The 21,325-nt window shown below is 57.6% G+C and carries 22 protein-coding genes; 10 read left to right on the top strand and 12 right to left on the bottom strand.

Translation table 11 applies throughout. From position 1 onward, the window contains the following. The first annotated feature begins 83 nt into the window (after positions 1 to 83). On the top strand, positions 84 to 440 hold the full coding sequence (locus GRX76_RS05670) for a helix-turn-helix domain-containing protein (RefSeq protein ID WP_201276920.1): 357 nt from the start codon (positions 84 to 86) through the stop codon (positions 438 to 440). 79 nt (positions 441 to 519) lie between these two features. Here the strand turns inward: GRX76_RS05670 and GRX76_RS05665 are convergent, their stop codons facing one another. Genes GRX76_RS05665 through GRX76_RS05630 form a run of 8 tightly spaced genes read right to left on the bottom strand, consistent with a single transcriptional unit; the run spans position 520 to position 5,979 of the window. Beyond that, positions 520 to 729 (bottom strand): hypothetical protein, encoded by a 210-nt coding sequence (locus GRX76_RS05665; RefSeq protein WP_160152422.1) that lies wholly within the window; start codon positions 727 to 729, stop codon positions 520 to 522. 38 nt (positions 730 to 767) lie between these two features. Next, positions 768 to 1,409, bottom strand: coding sequence for an urease accessory protein UreG (gene ureG, locus GRX76_RS05660; protein ID WP_160152421.1), 642 nt, complete (start codon positions 1,407 to 1,409; stop codon positions 768 to 770). Between the two features lie 34 nt (positions 1,410 to 1,443). Next, positions 1,444 to 2,118, bottom strand: a complete 675-nt coding sequence (locus tag GRX76_RS05655; protein ID WP_201276919.1) for an urease accessory protein UreF — start codon at positions 2,116 to 2,118, stop codon at positions 1,444 to 1,446. Next, positions 2,099 to 2,650 carry an urease accessory protein UreE gene (ureE, locus tag GRX76_RS05650; RefSeq protein ID WP_201276918.1) on the bottom strand — a complete coding sequence of 184 codons (552 nt, stop codon included), beginning with the start codon at positions 2,648 to 2,650 and terminating at the stop codon, positions 2,099 to 2,101. The genes GRX76_RS05655 and ureE overlap by 20 nt, the downstream gene beginning before the upstream one ends. 16 nt (positions 2,651 to 2,666) lie before the next feature. Continuing rightward, positions 2,667 to 4,382 (bottom strand): urease subunit alpha, encoded by a 1,716-nt coding sequence (gene ureC, locus GRX76_RS05645; protein ID WP_160152418.1) that lies wholly within the window; start codon positions 4,380 to 4,382, stop codon positions 2,667 to 2,669. Positions 4,383 to 4,395: 13 nt separating this feature from the next. After that, positions 4,396 to 4,722: an urease subunit beta gene (locus GRX76_RS05640; RefSeq protein WP_160152417.1), complete on the bottom strand. Its 327-nt coding sequence runs from the start codon at positions 4,720 to 4,722 to the stop codon at positions 4,396 to 4,398. Positions 4,723 to 4,746: 24 nt separating this feature from the next. Beyond that, complete coding sequence (locus GRX76_RS05635) at positions 4,747 to 5,049, bottom strand: urease subunit gamma (protein WP_160152416.1); 303 nt, start codon at positions 5,047 to 5,049, stop codon at positions 4,747 to 4,749. Positions 5,050 to 5,094: 45 nt separating this feature from the next. Then, positions 5,095 to 5,979: an urease accessory protein UreD gene (locus GRX76_RS05630; protein WP_160152415.1), complete on the bottom strand. Its 885-nt coding sequence runs from the start codon at positions 5,977 to 5,979 to the stop codon at positions 5,095 to 5,097. 265 nt (positions 5,980 to 6,244) lie between these two features. Between GRX76_RS05630 and GRX76_RS05625 the strand changes: the two genes are divergently transcribed. Further along, on the top strand, positions 6,245 to 6,793 hold the full coding sequence (locus GRX76_RS05625; RefSeq protein WP_160152414.1) for a thioredoxin family protein: 549 nt from the start codon (positions 6,245 to 6,247) through the stop codon (positions 6,791 to 6,793). Positions 6,794 to 6,970: 177 nt separating this feature from the next. On the opposite strand, the gene GRX76_RS05620 is transcribed toward GRX76_RS05625, so the two are convergent. Beyond that, positions 6,971 to 7,678, bottom strand: a complete 708-nt coding sequence (locus GRX76_RS05620; protein WP_160152413.1) for a gamma-glutamyl-gamma-aminobutyrate hydrolase family protein — start codon at positions 7,676 to 7,678, stop codon at positions 6,971 to 6,973. 195 nt (positions 7,679 to 7,873) lie between these two features. Here GRX76_RS05620 and GRX76_RS05615 point away from each other — a divergent pair, with 195 nt between their 5' ends. The 4 genes from GRX76_RS05615 to GRX76_RS05600 all read left to right on the top strand — a co-directional run bounded on the left by GRX76_RS05615 (position 7,874) and on the right by GRX76_RS05600 (position 13,108). Continuing rightward, a complete protein-coding gene (locus GRX76_RS05615; RefSeq protein ID WP_160152412.1) occupies positions 7,874 to 8,617 on the top strand; it encodes an OmpW family protein in 744 nt (247 codons plus the stop codon). A 284-nt stretch (positions 8,618 to 8,901) separates the two neighbouring features. Beyond that, positions 8,902 to 10,503 carry an AbgT family transporter gene (locus GRX76_RS05610; protein WP_160152411.1) on the top strand — a complete coding sequence of 534 codons (1,602 nt, stop codon included), beginning with the start codon at positions 8,902 to 8,904 and terminating at the stop codon, positions 10,501 to 10,503. A gap of 250 nt (positions 10,504 to 10,753) precedes the next feature. Then, on the top strand, positions 10,754 to 11,752 hold the full coding sequence (locus GRX76_RS05605) for a family 43 glycosylhydrolase (RefSeq protein ID WP_160152410.1): 999 nt from the start codon (positions 10,754 to 10,756) through the stop codon (positions 11,750 to 11,752). Between the two features lie 60 nt (positions 11,753 to 11,812). Continuing rightward, positions 11,813 to 13,108, top strand: a complete 1,296-nt coding sequence (locus GRX76_RS05600; RefSeq protein WP_160152409.1) for a M20 family metallopeptidase — start codon at positions 11,813 to 11,815, stop codon at positions 13,106 to 13,108. Between the two features lie 56 nt (positions 13,109 to 13,164). Here the strand turns inward: GRX76_RS05600 and GRX76_RS05595 are convergent, their stop codons facing one another. Together GRX76_RS05595 and GRX76_RS05590 are read right to left on the bottom strand one after the other, a co-directional pair. Beyond that, the gene (locus GRX76_RS05595) at positions 13,165 to 14,763 is read right to left on the bottom strand and encodes a hypothetical protein (protein WP_160152408.1); all 1,599 of its coding nucleotides are present in this window, start codon (positions 14,761 to 14,763) and stop codon (positions 13,165 to 13,167) included. Between the two features lie 358 nt (positions 14,764 to 15,121). Next, positions 15,122 to 16,597, bottom strand: coding sequence for a DEAD/DEAH box helicase (locus GRX76_RS05590; protein ID WP_160152407.1), 1,476 nt, complete (start codon positions 16,595 to 16,597; stop codon positions 15,122 to 15,124). A 677-nt stretch (positions 16,598 to 17,274) separates the two neighbouring features. Between GRX76_RS05590 and GRX76_RS05585 the strand changes: the two genes are divergently transcribed. Then, positions 17,275 to 17,880, top strand: coding sequence for a GNAT family N-acetyltransferase (locus GRX76_RS05585; RefSeq protein WP_160152406.1), 606 nt, complete (start codon positions 17,275 to 17,277; stop codon positions 17,878 to 17,880). A gap of 253 nt (positions 17,881 to 18,133) precedes the next feature. Beyond that, positions 18,134 to 19,054: a bile acid:sodium symporter family protein gene (locus GRX76_RS05580; protein ID WP_160152405.1), complete on the top strand. Its 921-nt coding sequence runs from the start codon at positions 18,134 to 18,136 to the stop codon at positions 19,052 to 19,054. Position 19,055: 1 nt separating this feature from the next. Here the strand turns inward: GRX76_RS05580 and GRX76_RS05575 are convergent, their stop codons facing one another. After that, on the bottom strand, positions 19,056 to 19,751 hold the full coding sequence (locus GRX76_RS05575; protein WP_160152404.1) for a Crp/Fnr family transcriptional regulator: 696 nt from the start codon (positions 19,749 to 19,751) through the stop codon (positions 19,056 to 19,058). Between the two features lie 134 nt (positions 19,752 to 19,885). Between GRX76_RS05575 and GRX76_RS05570 the strand changes: the two genes are divergently transcribed. Continuing rightward, the gene (locus tag GRX76_RS05570) at positions 19,886 to 20,659 is read left to right on the top strand and encodes a class II aldolase/adducin family protein (RefSeq protein ID WP_160152403.1); all 774 of its coding nucleotides are present in this window, start codon (positions 19,886 to 19,888) and stop codon (positions 20,657 to 20,659) included. Between the two features lie 32 nt (positions 20,660 to 20,691). Continuing rightward, positions 20,692 to 21,300, top strand: a complete 609-nt coding sequence (locus GRX76_RS05565) for an HD domain-containing protein (protein ID WP_160152402.1) — start codon at positions 20,692 to 20,694, stop codon at positions 21,298 to 21,300. Positions 21,301 to 21,325 lie beyond the last annotated feature (25 nt).

Here is a 21,325-nt window from a genome sequence, read left to right as displayed (position 1 = left end):
GTTACAGCATGGATACCTGGTTACCGATCGGTAACCGGTGATTTTCCGGCGATCATAATTTGGAAACAGTAAGGAAGTTTGCGGTGCTGCCACGTCGAAAAAATCCGGTGGAGACGCCACCGGCCAGTTGCCCGTTGAGTACCTGTATGGAGGTCATTGGTGGGGCCTGGACGCCGAATATTATCTGGTTCCTGAGTGAGCGGGCGCGGCGTTTTACCGAGTTGAAAAGTGATATTCCCGGGATCTCTGCAAAGATGCTGACGACACGACTGAAGCAGCTGGAGGAGCGCGGGGTGGTTATTCGCGAGGTGATGCCGACGTCACCGCCTAGTGTGGAGTATCGGTTGAGTGAGCTGGGGGCGGAGTTGAAGCCGGCAATCGAGGCGATTGTTCAGGTGGGGCACAAGCTCAAGGTGCGGGCCTCACAGACTACGCCATGAAATTAGTGTCGTGGCGACAGCGCACCGGGTGCACTGCCTTCACTTCTCAGCGCTTTACTTCGTGGCTTTCGTTACCCTGTTAGTCCTGAGTGTCTTCTTTTTTCTTTTCCGATTTCCTGAACAGAAAAACCGCCACCGCGCTTACTGCAAATGCCATAACAATCCACAGCATATGGTGCATTTCGTGTACCACACCCGCAGGCGCGTGACCTTCGTGGGCTTGAGTGGCCAGACTCGCGCTCACGAGAGTCATGAGCATCACGATTTTGGAGAGAATTTTTGCTTTCATATTTTCCTCGACTACTTGTGTTCTTGCTTTGATCGTTTTCAGGCAATTGCCGGAATGACTTTTTCTTCCAGCATTCCTTCGCGCACGATGAATTGGATAATGTCTTTGAGGCCTTTTTGTACCTTCAAGTTCGAGAAGACAAACGGCCTGTCGCCACGCATTTTTTTGGCATCGCGATCCATGACTTCGAGGGACGCGCCGACCAATGGGGCCAGGTCAATTTTATTGATGATCAACAAATCGGAGCGGGTGATACCCGGGCCACCTTTTCTGGGGATTTTGTCACCAGCGGATACATCGATCACATAGATGGTGAGGTCGGAGAGTTCCGGGCTGAAGGTGGCGCTGAGGTTGTCGCCGCCGCTTTCCACGAACACCACATCCAGTTCGCCGTGACGGGCGATAAGTTCGTCGATGGCGGCGAGGTTCATGGAGGCGTCTTCACGGATGGCGGTGTGAGGGCAGCCGCCGGTTTCTACGCCGAGAATGCGGTCCGCGCTCAGTGCCTCGTGATGGGTGAGGAACTTGGCATCTTCCTGGGTGTAGATGTCATTGGTGACGACGGCGATATCGTAGTACTCGCGCATGGCACCGCAAAGTTCACGCAGCAGCGCGGTTTTACCGGAGCCTACCGGGCCGCCGATGCCGACACGCAGGGTCTGTTTTTTGGCTGTGGTCATGGTATTTATCCCCAGGATGCTTATTGGGTTCTCGTTAGGATCTAAACAATCGACTGTACTGGTGTTCGTGCTTGGCGCTGGCGATAGCCAGCGCGGGCAGGCCAGCCCCGAGTTCAAAGTCTTGTAATTGTGTTGCGCGGGTGATGGCCGCCGGTACCTGTTGCTGAATTTCGCCGATCAGTTGCTGCGCCTGGGTCTGTCCCAGGGGCACCAGTTTGGTGACGGCGGCAACCTGGTTTTCCAGCCAGGCCCACACCAGCCCGAGTACGGCGGCTTCCCCGCTCAGTTGCCAGTGATGTGCGGCGATGGCGAAGGCGGTGACAAAACTGGCTTCGGATTTCCCCAGCGGCTGTTCAATCTGCAGCTGCACTAAAAGCCGGATAAGGGCGTTGCCGGTAGCGGTGTCAGTGAGGCGCAGTTCGCGGGTTTCGCGGCACGCCAGGGCGTAATGGTTCCAGTAATGCAGCTGTTCCATATCGTCCTGCTGCAGTGCGCGATAGCAACGCAGCAGTAGCGGGCAATCCACCTGCGCCAGGGATTCCATCAATTGCAGTGACAGCCATTCGCGAGTCTGTTCGAAGTTTTTCACCCAGCCCGTATCAATGGCGTACTCCAATCCCTGGGAAAACGCGTAGCCGCCCACCGGCAGGCTGGCACTGGACAACTGCAGCAGGCGCAGCAGCGCCGCGTCAGTGGTGGTGATGCTCATGGTGATCGTGGCTATCTCCATGACTGTACGAATGGCTATGCGAGTGCCCATGAGAGTGCCCATGAGAGTGCCCATGGGAATGACCACCACTGTAGGCACCGGATTCCGGTACAAACACCGCCTCTTCTCGCGTCAGGCTGAGTCCGAGCAGTTCCAGCATTTCTTCCAGCACGTGGTCGGGGGTAATACGCAGCCAGTATCCATTGGCGCTTTCCCGGTTGCCGATCTGTAATTTCACATGACGGTTTCCCAGGTGGTAGCAGGCGCGACTGAAGGTGAACCAGTCATTGCAGTGGGCGGTGGTTACCGGCTCTTCGGCGCCGACCACCTCGACATAGCTATCGCACTGGCTCTGCAGGATTTCCCCTACCTGTAATGGCTTGCCACGCTCCAGAAAAATCCGCACTTCGCTGCCGTCGGTCGCCTGCGCACGCAAGCGGCCGCGGTCCCGCTGCAGGTGGTCCAGCACCAGGGAATACTGGGGCGTTTTTTCGCTGTCGGTACCGAGACGCTCGTAGATATCCAGTGTCAAAAGGCGTTCCTCACAATCAGAATAAGCAATAACGCTGCGCCAGCGGCAGCTCCGTGGCGGGTTCACAGGTAAGCAGTTCGCCATCGGCACGCACTTCGTAGGTCTGGGGGTCAACGGTGACGTCCGGCTGCCAATCGTTCAGCAGCATGTCTTTTTTGCGGATATTGCGGGTGTTTTTACAGGCTACCAGGGTGCGTTGCAGGCCGAGTTTTTCTCCGACACTGTTGTCCAGTGCAGCCTGGGACACAAAGGTCACCGAGGTTTTCGCCGCGGCCAAACCCAGGGCACCAAACATGGGGCGGTAATGCACCGGTTGCGGCGTGGGGATGGAGGCATTGGGGTCCCCCATGGGGGCCGCGGCAATCATCCCGCCTTTTAAAATCATCGATGGTTTTATGCCGAAGAAGGCCGGCTTCCACAACACCAGATCCGCCAGTTTACCCAACTCGATGGAACCCACTTCGTGGGCGATGCCGTGAGTGATCGCCGGGTTGATGGTGTACTTGGCGATATAGCGGCGCGCGCGAAAATTGTCGGCGCCGGCAGTTTCACCAACTGCATCCTCCGGCAAATTGCCGCGCTGTACTTTCATCTTGTGCGCAGTCTGCCAGGTGCGGGTAACCACTTCACCCACACGGCCCATTGCCTGGGAATCCGAGGCAATCATGCTGAAGGCGCCAAGGTCGTGGAAGATATCTTCCGCGGCAATGGTTTCCTTGCGAATACGCGAATCGGCAAAGGCAATATCTTCGGGAATACTGGTATCTAGGTGGTGGCACACCATCAGCATATCGAGATGTTCATCCACGGTGTTGACCGTATAGGGACGCGTAGGATTGGTGGAAGACGGCAATACGTTTTCCGAGGCGCACGCCTTGATGATGTCCGGCGCGTGTCCACCGCCGGCACCTTCTGTGTGATAGGTGTGAATGGCGCGCCCCTTGAAAGCACCGAGGGTATCGTCCACAAACCCGGATTCGTTCAAGGTGTCGGTGTGAATCGCCACCTGCACATCGTATTTTTCCGCCACCGTCAGACAGCAGTCGATGGACGCGGGTGTAGTGCCCCAGTCCTCGTGCAATTTTAGCCCGCAGGCACCGGCTTCCAGTTGTTCTTCAATGGCTTCCGGCAGGCTGGCATTGCCCTTGCCGAGAAAGCCCAAGTTCATCGGCAAGCTGTCCGTGGCCTGCAGCATTTTGCCAATATTCCAGGGACCGGGGGTGCAGGTAGTGGCATTGGTGCCGGTAGCTGGTCCTGTACCGCCGCCGATCATGGTGGTAACGCCGGACATCAGCGCCTCCTCCACCTGTTGCGGGCAGATAAAGTGAATGTGCGCATCGATACCGCCGGCAGTCAGGATCGAACCCTCGCCGGCAATAATTTCGGTGCCGGGACCGATGATGATTTCGACCCCTTCCTGCACATCCGGATTGCCCGCTTTGCCGATTCCGGAAATGCGCCCGTCTTTAACTGCAACATCAGCCTTGACCACACCCCAGTGATCGAGAATGAGCGCGTTGGTGATGACCAAATCGGGGGTTTCGGCAGACGGCCGCTGGCTCTGCCCCATACCGTCGCGGATCACCTTGCCGCCGCCGAACTTCACTTCATCCCCGTAGCGGGTGAAATCTTTTTCTACCTGCAGCCAGAGTTCGGTGTCTGCCAGACGCACGCGATCGCCGGTAGTGGGGCCGAACATCTGTGCGTAGCTTTCTCTATCCATGCTGCTCACGGTTTCACTCCCCTCACTCCCCGACCTTGTCCAGTGGGCCCATGACCTCACCACGAAACCCGTACACCTCGCGCGCGCCCGCGTAAGCCACCAGCTCGATCTCGCGCCCCTGTCCGGGCTCGAAACGCACCGCGGTACCGGAGGCAATATTCAGGTGAAAGCCCCGCGCCTGTTCGCGCTCAAACCGCAGCGCCGGATTGACCTCGTAAAAATGGTAATGGGAGCCCACCTGTACCGGGCGATCACCGGTATTTTCCACCCGCAGGGTGCGGGTTTCACGGCCGGGATTGAGTTGGATATCGCCCCTGTCTGACGCGACCTGAATTTCTCCGGGAATCATTTCACACCCTTTTTAATTAGCGCTTCAGCTGATGGGATTGTGCACGGTCACCAGTTTGGTACCGTCGGGAAAAGTGGCCTCCACCTGCACTTCGCGAACCAGTTCGGGAACGCCGTCCATTACCTGATCTGCATTCAATATCTCGCGGCCGTAACCCATCAGCTCCGCGACACTTTTGCCGTCCCGCGCACCTTCCATGATTTCCATGGTGATCAGCGCCACGGCCTCCGGATAATTCAATTTCAATCCACGCGCCAGCCGGCGCTCAGCGAGCAGTGCGGCGGTAAACACCAGCAGCTTGTCTTTTTCTCTCGGCAGTAATTCCATGCAAAATCCTGCAGTGCCTTTTCAATTTATAGATATCAAAACAAATCAGGTGCGCCAGATTCGCGGCGCACAGGGCGCACGTCCCAGCCATTCCGACCGCAGACGCGCCCACACATCGGTAAGCAGTGCACGCACTTCAAACGCGCAGCGCCCCAACACACGCACCGCGAGCATTTCGCCGACCAGGGTGACACCGGCCACACAGCGCTTGTCATGCGCTGCGATAATTTCCCGGCAGTCTTCCAGCACAATCTCTTCAGGTGCCTCCGCAAACGGCCCCATCACCAGCAGTCCATTGACCGGCAGCCCCTGCAATCCAGCGCGTGATTGCAAAATTTCTTCACCGCTCAAGCGCAGGGATTCCACCAGTAGCGGGATGCCCTCACGAAAAATTTCCAACCGCTGTAATAACTGGCCACTGGCAAAGGTGGCATCGCAGGCGGGCAAACCGAGGGACGTAACCTCCCAGCCTGCAAACCGCGCCCCGTGTGCAAGATTCACTCGCGTGTGCATAACCCCATTGGCACCCGGATAGGCAATATTCTCCAGCGGCAACCACTCCAGGCTCGCCCCGGCCTCGACCCGCAGCGTCGTATTCTGGCTCTGCAACAGGCCGTCCTGCCGCGCCCGGTAAACACGCCCCGCACCGGTGGTCGTCACCAGTGCACCCGCGCCCTGCTGGACCTCCACACGGATATCCAGCCGATCCCCGGAAACCAGCCCACCGGGTGGATGCAGCAGGTACACATGCGCCAGATCCCGCCCCTCTGGAAAGAACGGCTTCTGCACATACAAGGGACCGGAATGCCGATTGCGCGCCAGCCGGCAGCCACGCGCCCCGCGCGCGAACTGCAGCTCAAGGTTCGCGTGCCAGCGCCCTGCGGAAACGGCTTCAGCCGCACTGGGCTCGGGAATAGCGAGTTGATTCATGGAAACACTGGCAACAGCTTCTCGCCCCGGAAAATCTTTCACTCTTTCCCGGCAGCAGGTTGGATTTAAGGCCAATGGAAACAAGATTCAGAAGCGAGGGGTATGCGTCATTTGACGTAGAACGCTACCTGCGGGCACTCGTCGAAAGTTTGAAGTGAAGGGCAAAAAGAAACCGCGGCCTGAAATGGCCTTACAAAAGCCGTACACTCGGACACGGCTGAATAAATAACAGAATTGATCTCTAGCCTCGGAAAAGGAGCAACCAATGGCCCTCACTCCCTCCACCATGATTCCACTGGGCACGTCCATGCCCAGCTTCAAACTCCCGGATCCGACCGGCGCCCTGGTCAGCAGCAGCGACTATGCGGGCAAGCCACTGCTGGTCATGTTTATCTGCAACCACTGCCCCTTCGTAAAACACATTGCCGCCGCACTCTCCAAATTCGCCGAGCAGTACCTGCCCGCCGGCCTCGGCATCGTCGCCATCAACAGCAATGACTTTGCCAGCTATCCGGAGGACAGCCCGGAGAAAATGCAGAAAGAAGTGGCCGCGCGGGGATATCGCTTTGCGTATCTGGTGGACGAGGATCAGTCTGTGGCCAAAGCGTTCGACGCTGCCTGCACCCCGGACTTTTTCTTGTTTGATGGGAATGGAAAGCTGGCCTATCGCGGGCAGTTTGATGACAGCCGACCGGGGAATAATGAGCCGGTGGATGGAAAGGATTTGCGCGCAGCTGTGGATAAAGTTCTGGCGGGGGACGAGCCAGGAGAAGATCAGACGCCGTCGATCGGCTGCAATATCAAGTGGAAATAATCTCCGCTAACGAAGCAATGCAGGTGGGCTGAAGCCAAAGTGCTGGGTGTAAGTTTTTGAAAGCGTCGGCGACAGGGACGTCGCCGACGCAGCGTACAGGGATGTATTCACAGCGGTTTCAAAAACTTACACCCAGTGCTTTGGCGCCACATAATGCAAATAGAACTTTCGCCCCAGCTACGAAGCACTCTTCAAAAAAGCCAGCATCCACCGCGCCACCGCACTGGTGTGAATATCGTTAGAAAGCGAATCCTTGCCCTTCTCCACCATATCCTCACCAAACACCTCTCTGCGCAGCTCCATCAGCCCCTGTGAATAGGGCTTGGTGAACTCCGGATGTGCCTGCATCGTAAGCATGTGCTCACCAACCTGCAGCAGCGCATAAGGGCAGAAATCGCTGGAAGCAATCACCTTGGTGCCCGGCGCCGGTGTCACCACCTGATCCTGATGGCTCACCAACAGGCTGAAGTTCTCCTTAGGCTCCACCATCCACACCGGCGTCTCCTGCACCTCGTAACTGTGCACCCCCACACCCCAGCCCTTCTCCGACTTGCGCGTCTCACCACCCAGCGCATGGGCAATCAACTGGTGGCCAAAACAGATCCCCAGGGTCGGCTTCTCGCGCTTGTGCAACTCGCGCACAAACGCCATCAAAGGCGCAATCCAAGGCTGGTCATCGTAGACACCGGTTTTGCTGCCGGTAATCAAGTAGGCATCCACCTCATCGATATCGTCCGGATAGTGGCCGTGCTGCACCTCATAGGTCACAAACTCCAGAGATGGGTCTTCACGCTTCAGCAGGTCCGCAAACATCTCCGGGTACTCGCCGAATTCCGCCACCAGTTGCGGGCGTACATCGTCGGTTTTCAGAACACCTATTTTCATCTTTCCACCACTGCTCACTAAAACACACCAGTAAATTTGTGATCACATTATCCCGATGCGCCCGGAGACCAACAAGCCCCAAATCACCAGCACTCGGCCTGTCACCAGAGTAAACGCAAAAATATTGCGCTTTTCCATCCCCGGCTAGACTGAAAGTGTTGCGCCACACGGCCATGAAGTTCAAGGAGCGAATGCATGAAAGCAATCAGCCTGGCTGCGGCGATTCTCGCGGCCACCCTCGGCGCCAGCCAGTGCCTGGCAGATTACGAGCAGGGCGACTTCATCGCCCGTATCGGCTGGGGCTATGTAGACCCCGATGACGATTCCGACTGGTTGCGGATCAACGGCAGCACCTTCCTGGAAGATACCCGGGTCTACGTAGACTCCGGTGATAGCGCCACAATTACCGCCACCTGGCTGTTTGCCGACCACTTCGGTCTTGGACTGCTGGCGGCACTGCCCTTCGAACACGACCTCGCCGTTGCCGGCCTGCCGGACCCGAACAACCCCGGCAACCTGCTGGGCAAAGTCGACCTGGGCAGCATCGAGCACCTGCCGCCGACGCTCACGGTGCAGTGGTTCCCCGTGTGCAAAGAGTCCTGGGTGCAGCCCTATGTCGGCTTCGGTGTGAACTTCACCACCTTTATGGATGAAGATATCAGCAATGTCGCCAACGAGTATTTCGAGGACGTGCTCGGTGCTCTGACCCCGGCGGACCTGAAGCTGGACGACTCCTGGGGGCTCGCCGGCGAGCTGGGGGTAGACATCATGTTCGGTCGCGACAGCAACTGGCTGTTCAATGCGGCGGTCTGGTACCTGGATATCGATACCAAGGCGAAGATCGACTTCCGCTCCCGTGGCGATTTCACCACCCGTATCACCACCGATGTCGACATAGATCCCTGGGTCTATTCGGTGGGGCTCGGCTATAAATTCTGACCCTCAACATCTGAACCGGTTTGCGTTTGAGCGGGCGTCAGCGGGCGCCCGCCAAACCCATTGCAGGCCTTCATCTGCGCATGTTGAACGCTCCCCCCGCCCCTTTCGCACTGGCACTATACCCTTCGATCCCCCAGTATTTTCGGCAAATATTGCCCAAAATCCATGAAATTCAACTAGAAATACTGGCACCCTTCGCTCAAAGGCACCGCCATCATTATTGCTGTATGATTGCCCGTTATTTGATCACTTTTTAGCCGGCAGGCACTCGCACAGGAGACATAATGACAACATCCACATCCCCCAGTGACATCCAGCCCGCCGGCGCCACGAAAAAAACGGCCTTTACCCGCTTCCTCGATACGGTGGAATGGCTGGGTAACCTGCTCCCCCACCCCATTACCCTGTTCGCCCTGTTTGCTGTGGGTGTGGTGCTGATCAGTGGCATCGCGTCCTTTTTTGGCCTGTCAGTGGCGGATCCCCGCCCCGAAGGTGCTGCCGGTCGTGCTGCCGATGGCGTTATCCATGTGGTCAACCTGCTCTCTGGCGAAGGTCTCAGGACCATAGTCACAACACTTGTCACCAACTTCACCGGTTTTGCGCCCCTGGGCACGGTACTGGTGGCCCTGCTGGGTGTGGGGATTGCCGAGCACTCCGGGCTGCTGTCTGCCGCGGTGCGCGGTATGGTGCTGCAGGCCTCCAAACGCACCGTTACGGTGATCGTGGTATTCGCCGGCATCATCTCCAACACCGCCTCCGAGCTCGGCTATGTGGTGCTGATCCCCATGGCGGCGATGATCTTCCACTCCCTTGGCCGACACCCGCTGGCGGGTCTGGCCGCGGCCTTTGCCGGGGTATCCGGCGGTTACAGTGCCAACCTGTTCCTCGGCACCGTGGATCCGCTGCTGTCCGGTATCACCGAATCCGCCGCGCACATGATCGACCCCACCTATGTCGTGGGGCCCGAGGTGAACTGGTTCTTCATGATCGTCAGCACCTTCCTGATCACCATTGTGGGTAGCTGGGTGACCCTGGCAATTGTGGAACCGAAACTGGGCAAGTACGACAGCAGCGAAGCTTCCGTGGATCTGTCACAGGACAAGATGACCACCCTGACCGACACCGAGAAACGCGGCCTGAAATACGCCGGCCTCGCGGTACTTGCGGTGTGCGGTTTGCTGGCACTCACCATCGTGCCGGAGTGGGGTGTACTGCGAAATCAGGAGACAGGTGCCGTAGCCGGCTCCCCCTTCCTGAAAGGCATTGTCGCCCTGATTGTGGTGTTCTTTGCGGTACCGGGCTTTGTCTACGGCAAGGTGGTGGGCACCATGAAGAATGACCGCGATGTGATCGATGCCATGTCAAAAAGCATGGGCACCATGGGCATGTATATCGTGCTTGTGTTCTTCGCCGCGCAGTTTGTGGCCTTCTTCAAAATGACCAATCTGGGCACCATCTTTGCGGTGCTGGGTGCGGAAGCCCTGCAGAGCATCGGCCTCACCGGCCCGATCCTGTTCTTCTTCTTTATCCTGATGTGTGGTGTGGTCAACCTGAGCCTGGGCAGTGCCTCGGCGCAGTGGGCGGTAACCGCGCCGATCTTTGTTCCCATGCTGATGCTGCTGGGTTATGCGCCGGAAGTAATCCAGGCCGCCTACCGGATCGGCGACTCGGTGACCAACATCATCACGCCGATGATGAGCTACTTCGGCCTGATCGTGTCCTTCGCCACCCGCTACAAGAAAGACCTGGGAATGGGCACATTGATCGCGACCATGATCCCTTACTCGATCTTCTTCTTTATCGGCTGGACCGCACTCTTCTTCCTTTGGGTGTTTGTAGCCGGCCTGCCGGTTGGCCCCGGAGCGGCCACTTACTTCACCATGTAAGTGCTCTGCTCGCCCCTCGGTGGCGGGCAAGCGCTGGGTAACCCTTTTTGAAACCGCTGTGGATACATCCCTGTACGCTGCGTCGGCGACGTCCATGTCGCCGACGCTTTCAAAAAGGGTTACCCACCACTTTCCCTTCAATTTAAGTTTCTGCGCTTCATTAGCATCTCAACAGCTCCTTCAGTAGAATCGGCCAGACCAAAATAACAAACGGTCAGGCAGCTTTCGAAGCTGCCGTGAAGGAGTGAGCATGAAAAGAAACATCCTCAAGGCATCTCTGCTGTCCTTTCTGGTGAACGCCAGCGCCACCCAGGCCCAGAACCCCCTCGATTTCGGCAGCGACATCAAAACCGCCGACCCGTCTGCCCACGTGTGGAGCGACGGCAAGATGTACCTCTACACCTCTCACGACGAGGAGTGCCAGCAGGATTTCTGGATGAAAAACTGGCATGTGTTTTCGTCGGACAATCTGGTGGATTGGGAAGATCACGGTGCCGTGTTGTCGGTGGACGACCTCAGTTGGGCCGACAACTATGCCTGGGCACCGGATGCGGCCTACAAGAATGGCAAATACTACCTGGTATTTCCCGCGGGCACCGGTCACAAGGATCGGGTAAATCCGGAGAAGAGCACCAAGTGGATGGGCATTGGCATTGCCGAAAGTGACTCGCCCACGGGTCCCTTCAAAGATGTCATCGATGCCCCCCTGTGGCGTACCCCCTATGCCAACGATCCGGCTTTGTTTATGGACGACGACGGCAAGGCTTACCTGTATTTTCACGGCACCAGCTTTGATTACTACGTGGTAGAGATGGCCGAGGATATGCGCAGTATCCAGGGCGATTTCCAGAAGATGGATATGGGTGGCCACGAGCCGAAGATGGAAGGCCCCTGGGTCTTCAAGCACGACGGCAAATATTATTTCACCATGCCGGAAAACAACCGTGAGCTCGCCTATTACATGGCCGACTCGCCGCTGGGGCCCTGGGAGTACAAGGGTATCTTCATGGATCAGGAGAACCAGAGCAACAACCACCACTCCATCGTCGAATACAAGGGACAGTGGATTCTGTTTTACCACCGCTGGATGCAGTCACCGGTGTCCAGCTGCGAGAAGCGCCAGCGCTATTCCACCGCCGAATACCTGCACTTCAACGAAGATGGCACCATCCAGAAAGTGGTGCGCACTGACCAGGGTGTAGCGGATTTCTCCGAGCGGGTTAAGAGCAGCATTGCCCACAAGGATTGATTCTTGCAGCAGTGCATGGTTACCTGCCAATCGGCCATGCACTGCAAACAGGAATTTCTTGTGAAAAAAACAACATTAACAATCGCTCTCGCACTCGCCGCCACCGCCCTCCAGGCACAAGCCGCGGATGCCGACAAACAACTGGCACAGACCGAAAGCAAGGTCATCGAATGGCGCCGCCACCTGCACCAGAATCCTGAGCTGGGTAACCGCGAATTCGAAACCGCCAAATACATCACCGCACACCTGAAGTCCCTCGGCATGGAAGTGGAAACCGGTGTTGCCCACACCGGGGTGATCGGCTTGCTCAAGGGCGGAAAGCCCGGCCCTACCGTGGCGCTGCGCGCGGATATGGATGCACTGCCGGTTACCGAGCAGGTGGATATTCCCTTCGCCTCCAAGGCAAAGACCGAATACAACGGCGAGCAAGTGGGTGTGATGCACGCCTGTGGTCACGACACCCATGTGGCCATGCTGATGGGTGCCGCTCAGGTGCTGGCGGATATGCGTGATGAGCTGGCAGGCAATGTGCTGTTTATTTTCCAGCCCGCGGAAGAAGGCGCGCCTGATGGCGAAGAGGGCGGCGCGGAACTGATGCTGAAAGAAGGCTTGTTCAAGAAGTACAAACCCGCCGTGGCATTCGGTCAGCACGTGAGCTCCAGCCTGCCGGCGGGCGTGATCGGCTACCGTTCCGGGCCGCTGATGGCGAGCTCCGACGAGTTCCGTATCAATGTAAAAGGTCGCCAGACCCACGGCTCCCGCCCCTGGGGCGGTGTCGATCCGATCACCGCTGCCGCGCAGATTGTGATGGGCACCCAGACCCTCGTCAGCCGTCAGATAGATATCACCAAGGAACCCGCGGTGGTGTCCTTCGGCAAGATCGACGGCGGTGTGCGCAACAATATTATTCCCGACAGCGTCTTCCTGAATGGCACCATTCGCAATTTCGATATGGATAATCGCCAGGAAATTTTTAAACGCTTGAAAGTCACCGCGGAGAAAATTGCCGAGAGCAGCGGCGCTACCGCGGAAGTGGAAATTCTGGAAGGCTACCCGGTGACCAGTAACAACCCGGCGCTGACCGAAGCTGCAGTACCTGCACTTAAAGCCGCGGCCGGTGACGACAAGGTGATGCTGATTCCGAAAATTACCGGTGCTGAAGACTTCTCATTCTTCGCCAATGAAGTTCCCGGTTTCTACTATTTCCTGGGTGTCACCCCAAAAGGCACCAACCCTGCCACTGCCGCCAGCAATCACTCGCCGCGTTTCTACGTGGACGAAAGCGCGCTCAAGGTAGGCACCAAAGCGATTACCCAGCTGACTCTGGATTACCTCGCCAGCCAGCAAGAAAGTTAAAAACCACCTTAAAAAAGGCGGAGCAGTGCTCCGCCTTTTTCTCTTCGATCGTCAGATCAATGCGCGCGCGCCCGGCGCTCCGCCATTAATGCTTCAAACGCAATCGCCTCCGCACTCTTTACTGCCACGGTGCTTTCCTGTGGAACGGCACTGCGCAAGGATCGCGCCGCCACGGTTACAGTATCAGTTGCACTGGCAAAGCAGCGCTCCAGCAGGCAGTCCATAATGGTTTTGCGATCATCCAGCTCGTGGAATTGACGCAGTTCGCCGCTCACCGGATCTTCAACCGCAAACGGTTCCTCTTCCCCGGTGGCCGAATTGATCACGACTCCGCTCATAAACGCTGAAATCTCAGCGACTTCCCCAACTTCACGCTCCACCACGTGGGAAAACTCGGTGTTGGTCTCGGTACCGTGGCAACCGCTGCAGGTATTCAGGCCGACGATATGCCGCGCCTCATTATTCAGGATTCCGGGTCCGTTCCAGGTAGTTACCGGCCGCGCAAATCGCCCGATCTCGGCATCGGAAGCACCACCCAGCAATGGCTCACCGGCAAACTGGAGCGGTACCACATAGCTGCCATCGAGGATTTCGGCTTCCGCGCTGTTGACGTAGTCCGCGAACAGCTGGGTGCCGTTCACATCATCCGCCGGGGTCTGTGCGACGGTCGCGGGCTCCAGCAAGCCGGTTTCCGCGCTGAGTTTGAACTCCCGCAGCTGCCAGGGATCCGCAAAGGGCAGCTCATTAGTGCGCAGCTGGTTCAACGCATTGCCATTGGGCTTGTGTGGCACGGTATTTTTACCGGTAAAACGGTTGGTCAAGGCGATCAGCTGCTGGTTGTACTGTTCACCAAACTCCAGTGCACCCAGTGCGTGGAAGCCCTCGGCCCAGGCCAGCAGCTCCTCTTCCGAATTGGCTTCCAGGCCGTACTCAAAGATGACCTTGGCCGGCAGGGTTCCACCGCTGCTGGGCTGGTTAAAGCTGAATACAAAGCGCGCCTCACCACCACTGGTGACCTGGCCACTGGCATCCCGGGTGTGCAGGTCCGGGCGGTAGACAATCGCCAGCAAACGGAACAGGTGAATATCGAAATTCAGCGCATCGCTGGTGCCCTGGCTCAGGCTAAAGCTCATACCCCGCCAGGGTTCGATAAACAGCGTCTGTATCTGCGGGCGCGTGGCCACGACGTCCTCGTTGATGACCTGCTGGTTGAGGTAGCTGTTGAGCCAGTGCAGAACAAACGCTTCTTTTTCCGCGTTGGTCGGATTCTCCTGCGGCATCATCTGTTCAATCAGATGCACCCAGGAAAGCTCGCCACTGATGGCCGCTTGCGAGTCCACCACCGACAGGTCGCGAATCAGCAACTCTTTGTCGATGTCCACGGCGTGAAATACTGGCAAGCAGGCGCCATCCAGCGTCCACTCACCCCACTCCCCATGGTGCGAGGAAGGCAGTGTGTTCTGGTTCCACCAGTTGGCGGTATACCGCTGCTGGTTCTCCACCACCCGGGCGCCACTGGCATAGGCGCTGGCCGAGTCCCAATCAGGCACTGCGGTGCAATCCACCTGGCTGGCCTGTGCGGAAGTAGCAGAAGTAAAAACGGCAGAAGCTGCCAGGACCAATGCGGACGCATTGGCACGGATAGATCGATACATAACTCTGTCCCTAAAACGAGGTTGTGGACAACCTCAAGTACTTCGAATTCACGCACCTTTCCGGGTGCGCAAAGCGGTGGCAGCAAGAAATAAAGCGAATTGCATCTCACCACACCCGACAATGACAACGCTGTCATTGCCGCGAAATACTAATACCAACAAGTCATGAAATCTATATGACGGGAACTCTGGCGGAGAGAAGCTGCAGATGAACAGGACCGGTGCCGCGCCCCGATTCAGTACCCCGGGAAAGGCGCCATTGCGGCCCTGCCGAGTGCGGCAGGTAAGTGAGTACCAACAAAAACGGCGAGCTGGAAGCTCGCCGTTTTGTGGAAAAATTTTCTAGCAGGGCGTCAAATTACGCCGTTTCACTGCGCCGGGCCCGACGCTGGCGAGGACGTTGATCCGCGCCGCCAGTGCGATTGCCGCGCGAGTCGCCGTTGCCACTGCGATTGCCATCCTGGCGATTACCACTGCGATTTCCGTCCTGACGATTGCCGCGCGCATCGTTTTCAGAGCGCCGGTTGCTGTTACCGCGGTTACCCGAGCGATTGCCGGATCGACCTTCGCTATTACCGGAGCGGTTTCCGGAATCCCGTCCGTCGGAAGCGCCGCGGCGGTTGGCCGGCTTCTTGCGCGGGGCACCGTCGCGACGCACCTGTGCGCCCTTGCCAACCTTGCCTCCGGATTCGGGTAACTGGTGATCCGGCTCAAAGCCCTCAATTTCTTCGCGCTCGATGGGCTTCTGGATCAGCCGCTCGATATCCCGCAGCTGCTTGATTTCATCCGCAGAAACCAGAGACACCGCGCGACCGCTGGCGCCGGCACGGCCGGTGCGGCCAATACGGTGCACATAATCTTCCGGCACATTGGGCAGATCAAAGTTCACTACCTGGGGCAGCTGATCGATGTCGATACCGCGCGCGGCAATATCCGTCGCCACCAGAATACGAACCTTGCCGGATTTGAAATCGGCCAGGGCCTTGGTGCGCGCATTCTGGCTCTTGTTGCCGTGAATGGCCGCGGCAGAAATCTTGCTCTTCTCCAGCTGGGTCACCAGGCGGTTGGCACCGTGTTTGGTGCGGCTGAAGACCAGGGCCTGATGCCAGTCGTTTTCCTTGATCAGGTGACTGAGCAACGAGGTCTTGCGCGCTTTGTCTACCGGGTGCAGCTTCTGCAGTACCGTCTGGGTGGTGGTATTGCGCGGGCTTACATCAATTTCTACCGGATCATTCACCAGCCCCTTGGCCAGGGCGCGGATTTCCGGAGAAAAAGTCGCAGAGAACAGCAGGTTCTGGCGCTTGGCCGGCAGTACCCGCAGAATTTTTTTGATGTCGTGGATAAAGCCCATGTCCAGCATGCGGTCGGCTTCGTCCAGTACCAGCACTTCCAGTGCATCAAACTTGATCGCGCGCTGATTGTACAAATCCAGCAGGCGGCCCGGGGTGGCTACCAGGATGTCGGCACCGCCACGCAGGCGCATCATTTGTGGGTTGATCTTCACCCCACCGAATACACAGCTGTGTCGCAACGGCAGGTTTTTGCTGTAGCTCTGCACATTATCAAAAACCTGCGCCGCCAGTTCGCGGGTCGGCGTCAACACCAGCGCCCGCACCTGGTTATTGCTGGCGCGTTTGCCGCTGCTCAGGCGATGCAGTAATGGCAGGGTAAAGCCGGCGGTTTTACCGGTACCGGTCTGCGCCGCCGCCATCACATCACCGCCGCGCATGACCACAGGGATCGCCTGCTCCTGAATCGGGGTGGGCTTGGTGTAACCCTGTTCCGCAACGGCGCGGGCAATTTCCGGCACCAGGCCGAGATCTTCAAACAACATAAATTTCTTTCTTCAATTAACGAATGTGCGACTGCGCAATAGCGACTGTGCAGTTCGCGAGTTTGTGGTTCCGGCACCCAGTGTCAGGGAATAGATCCGGTCAGAAAATTTGGGGGAAGCTGTGCTGCTGTGAACAGATCGAAAAACCCATGTTCCACGGGTCAGCTTCAAATTCGCCGCCAAAGGCAGTAGCCGAAAGTTTCACTTCGGCACGGTGCGGCATTCAGTAGAGGAGGTTCAGACACACTGTTGAGTACAGCGTTCCAGAAATGAGCCGAAAACAGTCTCGGCCTACAGATGACGCAACTGGCGTTAGCGCCAGCCGCGGCACTATACCACAGGGCGTCAGACTGCCCAGTTTTATTTGCAATGGTGTCGCACAGGCACTATTTCGCCCGAAATCCCCTTCGAGCCCCGTGGAACCTTTGGCTGCCACTGGCGCCACCGTAGGATTTCCCTGCGGCTGTAGAATCGCTGCCGATGGTGCTATAGCCGGGAACTAGCAATAACAAGCGTGAACCCGGACTCGGGGAAACGTGAACGGCAATACCGACGTTTCGGTGCTGTACTTTCGGTTCTGTACTTTCGGTTCTGTATACAGACACGAAACCGATACGAGGGCCGCAGATTGAGTGACACAAATTCTTCGAGTCGCGGCAAACGGGGAGGATAGCCTTATGTCTGGCACGACCATGAATCAACGCAGCCAATGGTTCGAAAGCGGCGTCAATGAGGGCGACCTGAATGAGATCGGCATCAGTGACAGCCCACTGGACCACAGTCGATATACCCTGCGAGACGGCCGCCAGGTTGTCATTCGCCCGGTACAGGCATCGGACGTCGATCTGGAACGTGAGTTGATTGAGGGGCTGTCCGCCGACTCCAGCCGCATGCGCTTTCTCGGCGGCATTGGCCAAGTCAGTAAACAGCTGATGAGAATTCTTACCGACAACGACCCACAGCACGAGGCATATATTGCTCTCTACAAGGATGAAGCCGGTAACCAGCACGCCGTGGGTGTCGCCAACTTCGCCTGCGATCCAGACGGTCGCGCTTGCGAGTGCGCCGTTGTGGTTGCTGACGACTGGCAGAATGCCGGCCTCGGCAAATATCTGCTGCAGGAGCTGGTAGATGCCGCCAAGGTCGACGGCCTGGAAGAAATCTACTCCATTGAATCCGCGGGCAACAACGCCATTGACCACGTCGCCCGGGAGCTGGGGTTCGCATGCAAGTCCGACCCCCGCGACTACACCATGGTGCGCTATAGCCTTCATCTGCAGTGACCTGCATTGGTAACCCCAGCATTTGCCGACAAGCCGCAAAGCAAGTCCGGGATAACCCACCAGAGGGCGGCAGCAGCCGCCCTCACACACAAATGTCAAAAAGTTGACATTCCCGCCACCGGCGCCTATCTAGAATCAGTCGACCTAGAATCACTTAACTAGAATAGTGATAGCGATGCATCCGGAGCGCCTGGCCCCTTATCCAGCGACTCAGGACAAACAACACGTCTAATAATAATTTCTGGAGGTTCCTATGGAATCCGGCCCCCTCGTCTCGATTGGACTGCCAATCGCCCTGTTTATCATCATGATCGGGATTGGATTGACGCTCACTGCCCGGGACTTCCATCAAGTCACGGTCAAGCCTGCCGGGCTGATCATCGGCACACTGGCGCAGATACTGGTTATGCCCCTGGCGGCATTTGCCCTCGCCTGGGCACTGGCACTGCCCCCGGCCATGGCCGTCGGTCTGGTGATCATCGCCGCCTGCCCCGGCGGCACCACGTCCAACCTGTTTACCCTGTTGGCCCGCGGCAATGTGGCACTGTCTATTGTGCTCACGGTTTCCGCCAGCATGATCACCATCATGACCCTGCCCATCTTTACCAACTACGCACTGCAGACCTACTTCGGTACCGGCCAGGAAATTGCGCTGCCGTTTACCAAGACGGTGATCATGTTGTCGGCCATCGTCCTGTTGCCCGTGGCGATCGGCATGCTCGTGAAGGCGTGGAGACCGGCACTGGCAACCCGGGCCGAGGGGGCAGTAAGCCTGTTCGGCGCCTTTGTGCTGGCGGCCCTGGTCGTCGGGCTGGTATACGGTATTCGCGATCGCTTTCTGGAGCTGCTGGTACAGGCTGGCCCTGCGGCCATTGCCCTGAACCTGCTGGGTATCGCAGCCGGACTGCTGTGTGCAAAGCTGGCGGGGCTGACCAAGCGCGAAGGGCTCGCCGTTGCTACCGAGCTGGGGATCAAGAATGGCACCCTGGGCCTGATGGTCACCCTGACCCTGCTGCACTCCAGTGAGATGTCGGTGCCCTCCGCCATTTACGGCGTGATTATGTTCCCCATCGGCTTCCTGCTGGTGAGCTATGGCCGACGGGTAGTGAAAGCCAGTGATTGCCAGCCGGCAAACCCGACCGAGGAAAATGCCAAGCTGGCAGACGCAAGTTGAGTCAATCCAATCCGTCGACATAACGCTGCAGGCGCGCGGGATCCGCAATGGTCACGCGCCCATAGGCGAACTCGATCAACCCCTGGTTTTCAATGTTTTTAAGCACACCGTGTACCCCCTGGCGAGTCATGCCCATCATGTTCGCCAGCAGTTCGCGGGTAAGTGCAAAACTGACTGACTGACCGCCCGCCGTCCCCGTACGATTGTGCATTTGCGCAAGAAACAATAGTCGCCTGCCAATGCGCGCCTCGGTGCCCCGCAATACATCGTCCTGAATCACTGACATAGCAGACCAGAGCCGGCGACTGACCTGATCCAGCATGGTGGGGTAGCCCTCCGGGTAACGCTGCAACAAAGATCGCAGCCCCTCCCCCGGGATTTCCACTACCCGGCTATCGCTGTGCGCGGTGGCGCCGAAAACCCTTGGCATCCCCGGGGAAAAAACCGTATCCCCGAACCAGGCACCCACATCGAGAATCGCCAGTATGGCCTCGCGGCCGCCGGCGTTGCTGGAACAAATGCGGACGCGGCCATCGGCGATGATGCACAGGTTGCTCTGCACCGATCCCGGCGGATAAATAATCTCGCCCGCAGAGTAAGTACGACTGCGGCAAAGACTGGCGAGAGCCTGGCGGGCTTCATCTCCCAAACCTGCCAGCAGCGGGCAGGCCTGAATACTCACCAATAACTCATTCATGTTTGCCTCCTGCTGCGAAAGTACTTCATCCGGGAAAACGTAAACCAATTGACAGTCTTGTGCACGCGCCGGTACCTAAAATGGCTCTGTCTTAAAAGCCAATACGCAAAATAACAAAATACGGGAGAAAGCCCATGACTGCGACACTGGATTCCATTCCGTCTCTTGAAGGCAAAGTGAGCGCTGAAGAATGGCAGCTGCGGGTAGACCTGGCCGCAGCCTATCGACTGATCGCACTCCACGGTTGGGATGAAATTGTATTTACCCATCTGTCAGCGCGGATCCCTGGTCCGGAACACCACTTCCTGATCAACCCCTTTGGCGCCCTGTTTGAAGAAATCACCGCGTCCAGCCTGGTCAAGATCGACCTCAACGGCGAGAAAGTCGACGACACACCTTTCCCGGTAAACCCGGCCGGCTTCACCATTCACAGCTGTATCCATGAAGCCCGCGAAGATGCGCAATGTGTCATGCACACGCACACCGAGGAAGGGGTTGCGGTGGCTGCGCACAGCGAAGGGTTGCTACCACTGTCACAGCAATCGCTGTTCCCGCTTTCCAACCTGGCCTATCACGACTACGAGGGTATTGCGGTAAGGGAAGACGAGAAAGCGCGACTGGTTCGGGACCTTGGCAGCGCAAATTACATGATTCTGCGCAACCACGGTCTGCTTACCTGCGGTCCTTCGGTGGCAGATACCTTCCTTGCGATGTTTATCCTGCAGAAGTCCTGTGAAATCCAGGTCGCCGCCCTCGCCGGTAACCGCCCGCTGACCCCGGTGCCGCAGCCGATCATCGACAAGATCGTCGGTGAAGGTAACAAGGTCACCAGCAACCAGGGCGGCAAGCTGGCATGGCCAGGTCTATTGCGCAAACTCGACCGTATCGATCCAAGCTACCGCAAGTAATGTTTGCGAAATTCATCTGACAAGGTAAAAAAATGGAAAATAATAATTCGCCACGGGCCACTTTCACCCATATGGAACAGGGTAGCGCCGAAGACTGGAAGTGCATCGCCGACGCCTTTGGGCCGTTTGCCCAGGGCCTCGCAGACCGGGTTATCGCCCACCTGAAACTGCTGGAAGGCGACTTTGGCGGCTTCCCGGTCGACCGCCTGACCCACTGCCTGCAAACCGCAACCCTCGCCCACCGCGATGGCAAAGACGAGGAGTATGTGATCTGCGCGCTGTTGCACGATATCGGCGACACCCTGGGCAGCTACAACCACGCCGATGTTGCGGCGGTGATCCTCGAGCCCTTCGTCAGCGAGGCCAATCACTGGATGATCAAGCATCACGCGATTTTCCAGGGTTACTACTTCTTCCACTACCTGGGTATGGATCGCAACCTCCGCGATAACTACCGTGAGCACCGCTACTTCGCGCAGACGCTGGAATTCATTCAGAAGTACGATGCACCGGCGTTCGACGCAGAGGGTGAAACGCTGCCATTGGCGTTTTTCGAACCGATGTTGAAGCGGGTTTTCGAAAAGCCGAAGAAGTCGCTCTATAAGCAGGCTTTTGAGGAAAAAGCCGAAGAAATGGCGTGATCAATACTGCGGCCAGAATCGCAGT

The sequence above is a fragment of the Microbulbifer sp. ALW1 genome, from assembly GCF_009903625.1.
Taxonomy (GTDB): Bacteria; Pseudomonadota; Gammaproteobacteria; order Pseudomonadales; family Cellvibrionaceae; genus Microbulbifer.
The sequence above is the reverse complement of the archived record's forward strand: the minus strand, read 5'-3'. Positions and strand labels throughout refer to the sequence as shown.

Bases quoted from the DNA above. Each gene is read 5' to 3' on its own strand.
- ureG (WP_160152421.1), bottom strand. From the start codon at position 1,409: ATGACCACAGCCAAAAAACAGACCCTGCGTGTCGGCATCGGCGGCCCG.
- GRX76_RS05580 (WP_160152405.1), top strand. From the start codon at position 18,134: ATGGAATCCGGCCCCCTCGTCTCGATTGGACTGCCAATCGCCCTGTTT.
- GRX76_RS05665 (WP_160152422.1), bottom strand. From the start codon at position 729: ATGAAAGCAAAAATTCTCTCCAAAATCGTGATGCTCATGACTCTCGTG.
- GRX76_RS05630 (WP_160152415.1), bottom strand. From the start codon at position 5,979: ATGAATCAACTCGCTATTCCCGAGCCCAGTGCGGCTGAAGCCGTTTCC.
- GRX76_RS05655 (WP_201276919.1), bottom strand. From the start codon at position 2,118: ATGAGCATCACCACCACTGACGCGGCGCTGCTGCGCCTGCTGCAGTTG.
- GRX76_RS05610 (WP_160152411.1), top strand. From the start codon at position 8,902: ATGACAACATCCACATCCCCCAGTGACATCCAGCCCGCCGGCGCCACG.
- GRX76_RS05595 (WP_160152408.1), bottom strand. From the start codon at position 14,763: ATGTATCGATCTATCCGTGCCAATGCGTCCGCATTGGTCCTGGCAGCT.
- GRX76_RS05585 (WP_160152406.1), top strand. From the start codon at position 17,275: ATGTCTGGCACGACCATGAATCAACGCAGCCAATGGTTCGAAAGCGGC.
- GRX76_RS05620 (WP_160152413.1), bottom strand. From the start codon at position 7,678: ATGAAAATAGGTGTTCTGAAAACCGACGATGTACGCCCGCAACTGGTG.
- GRX76_RS05625 (WP_160152414.1), top strand. From the start codon at position 6,245: ATGGCCCTCACTCCCTCCACCATGATTCCACTGGGCACGTCCATGCCC.
- GRX76_RS05575 (WP_160152404.1), bottom strand. From the start codon at position 19,751: ATGAATGAGTTATTGGTGAGTATTCAGGCCTGCCCGCTGCTGGCAGGT.
- GRX76_RS05590 (WP_160152407.1), bottom strand. From the start codon at position 16,597: ATGTTGTTTGAAGATCTCGGCCTGGTGCCGGAAATTGCCCGCGCCGTT.
- GRX76_RS05565 (WP_160152402.1), top strand. From the start codon at position 20,692: ATGGAAAATAATAATTCGCCACGGGCCACTTTCACCCATATGGAACAG.
- GRX76_RS05640 (WP_160152417.1), bottom strand. From the start codon at position 4,722: ATGATTCCCGGAGAAATTCAGGTCGCGTCAGACAGGGGCGATATCCAA.
- GRX76_RS05635 (WP_160152416.1), bottom strand. From the start codon at position 5,049: ATGGAATTACTGCCGAGAGAAAAAGACAAGCTGCTGGTGTTTACCGCC.
- GRX76_RS05615 (WP_160152412.1), top strand. From the start codon at position 7,874: ATGAAAGCAATCAGCCTGGCTGCGGCGATTCTCGCGGCCACCCTCGGC.
- GRX76_RS05605 (WP_160152410.1), top strand. From the start codon at position 10,754: ATGAAAAGAAACATCCTCAAGGCATCTCTGCTGTCCTTTCTGGTGAAC.
- GRX76_RS05570 (WP_160152403.1), top strand. From the start codon at position 19,886: ATGACTGCGACACTGGATTCCATTCCGTCTCTTGAAGGCAAAGTGAGC.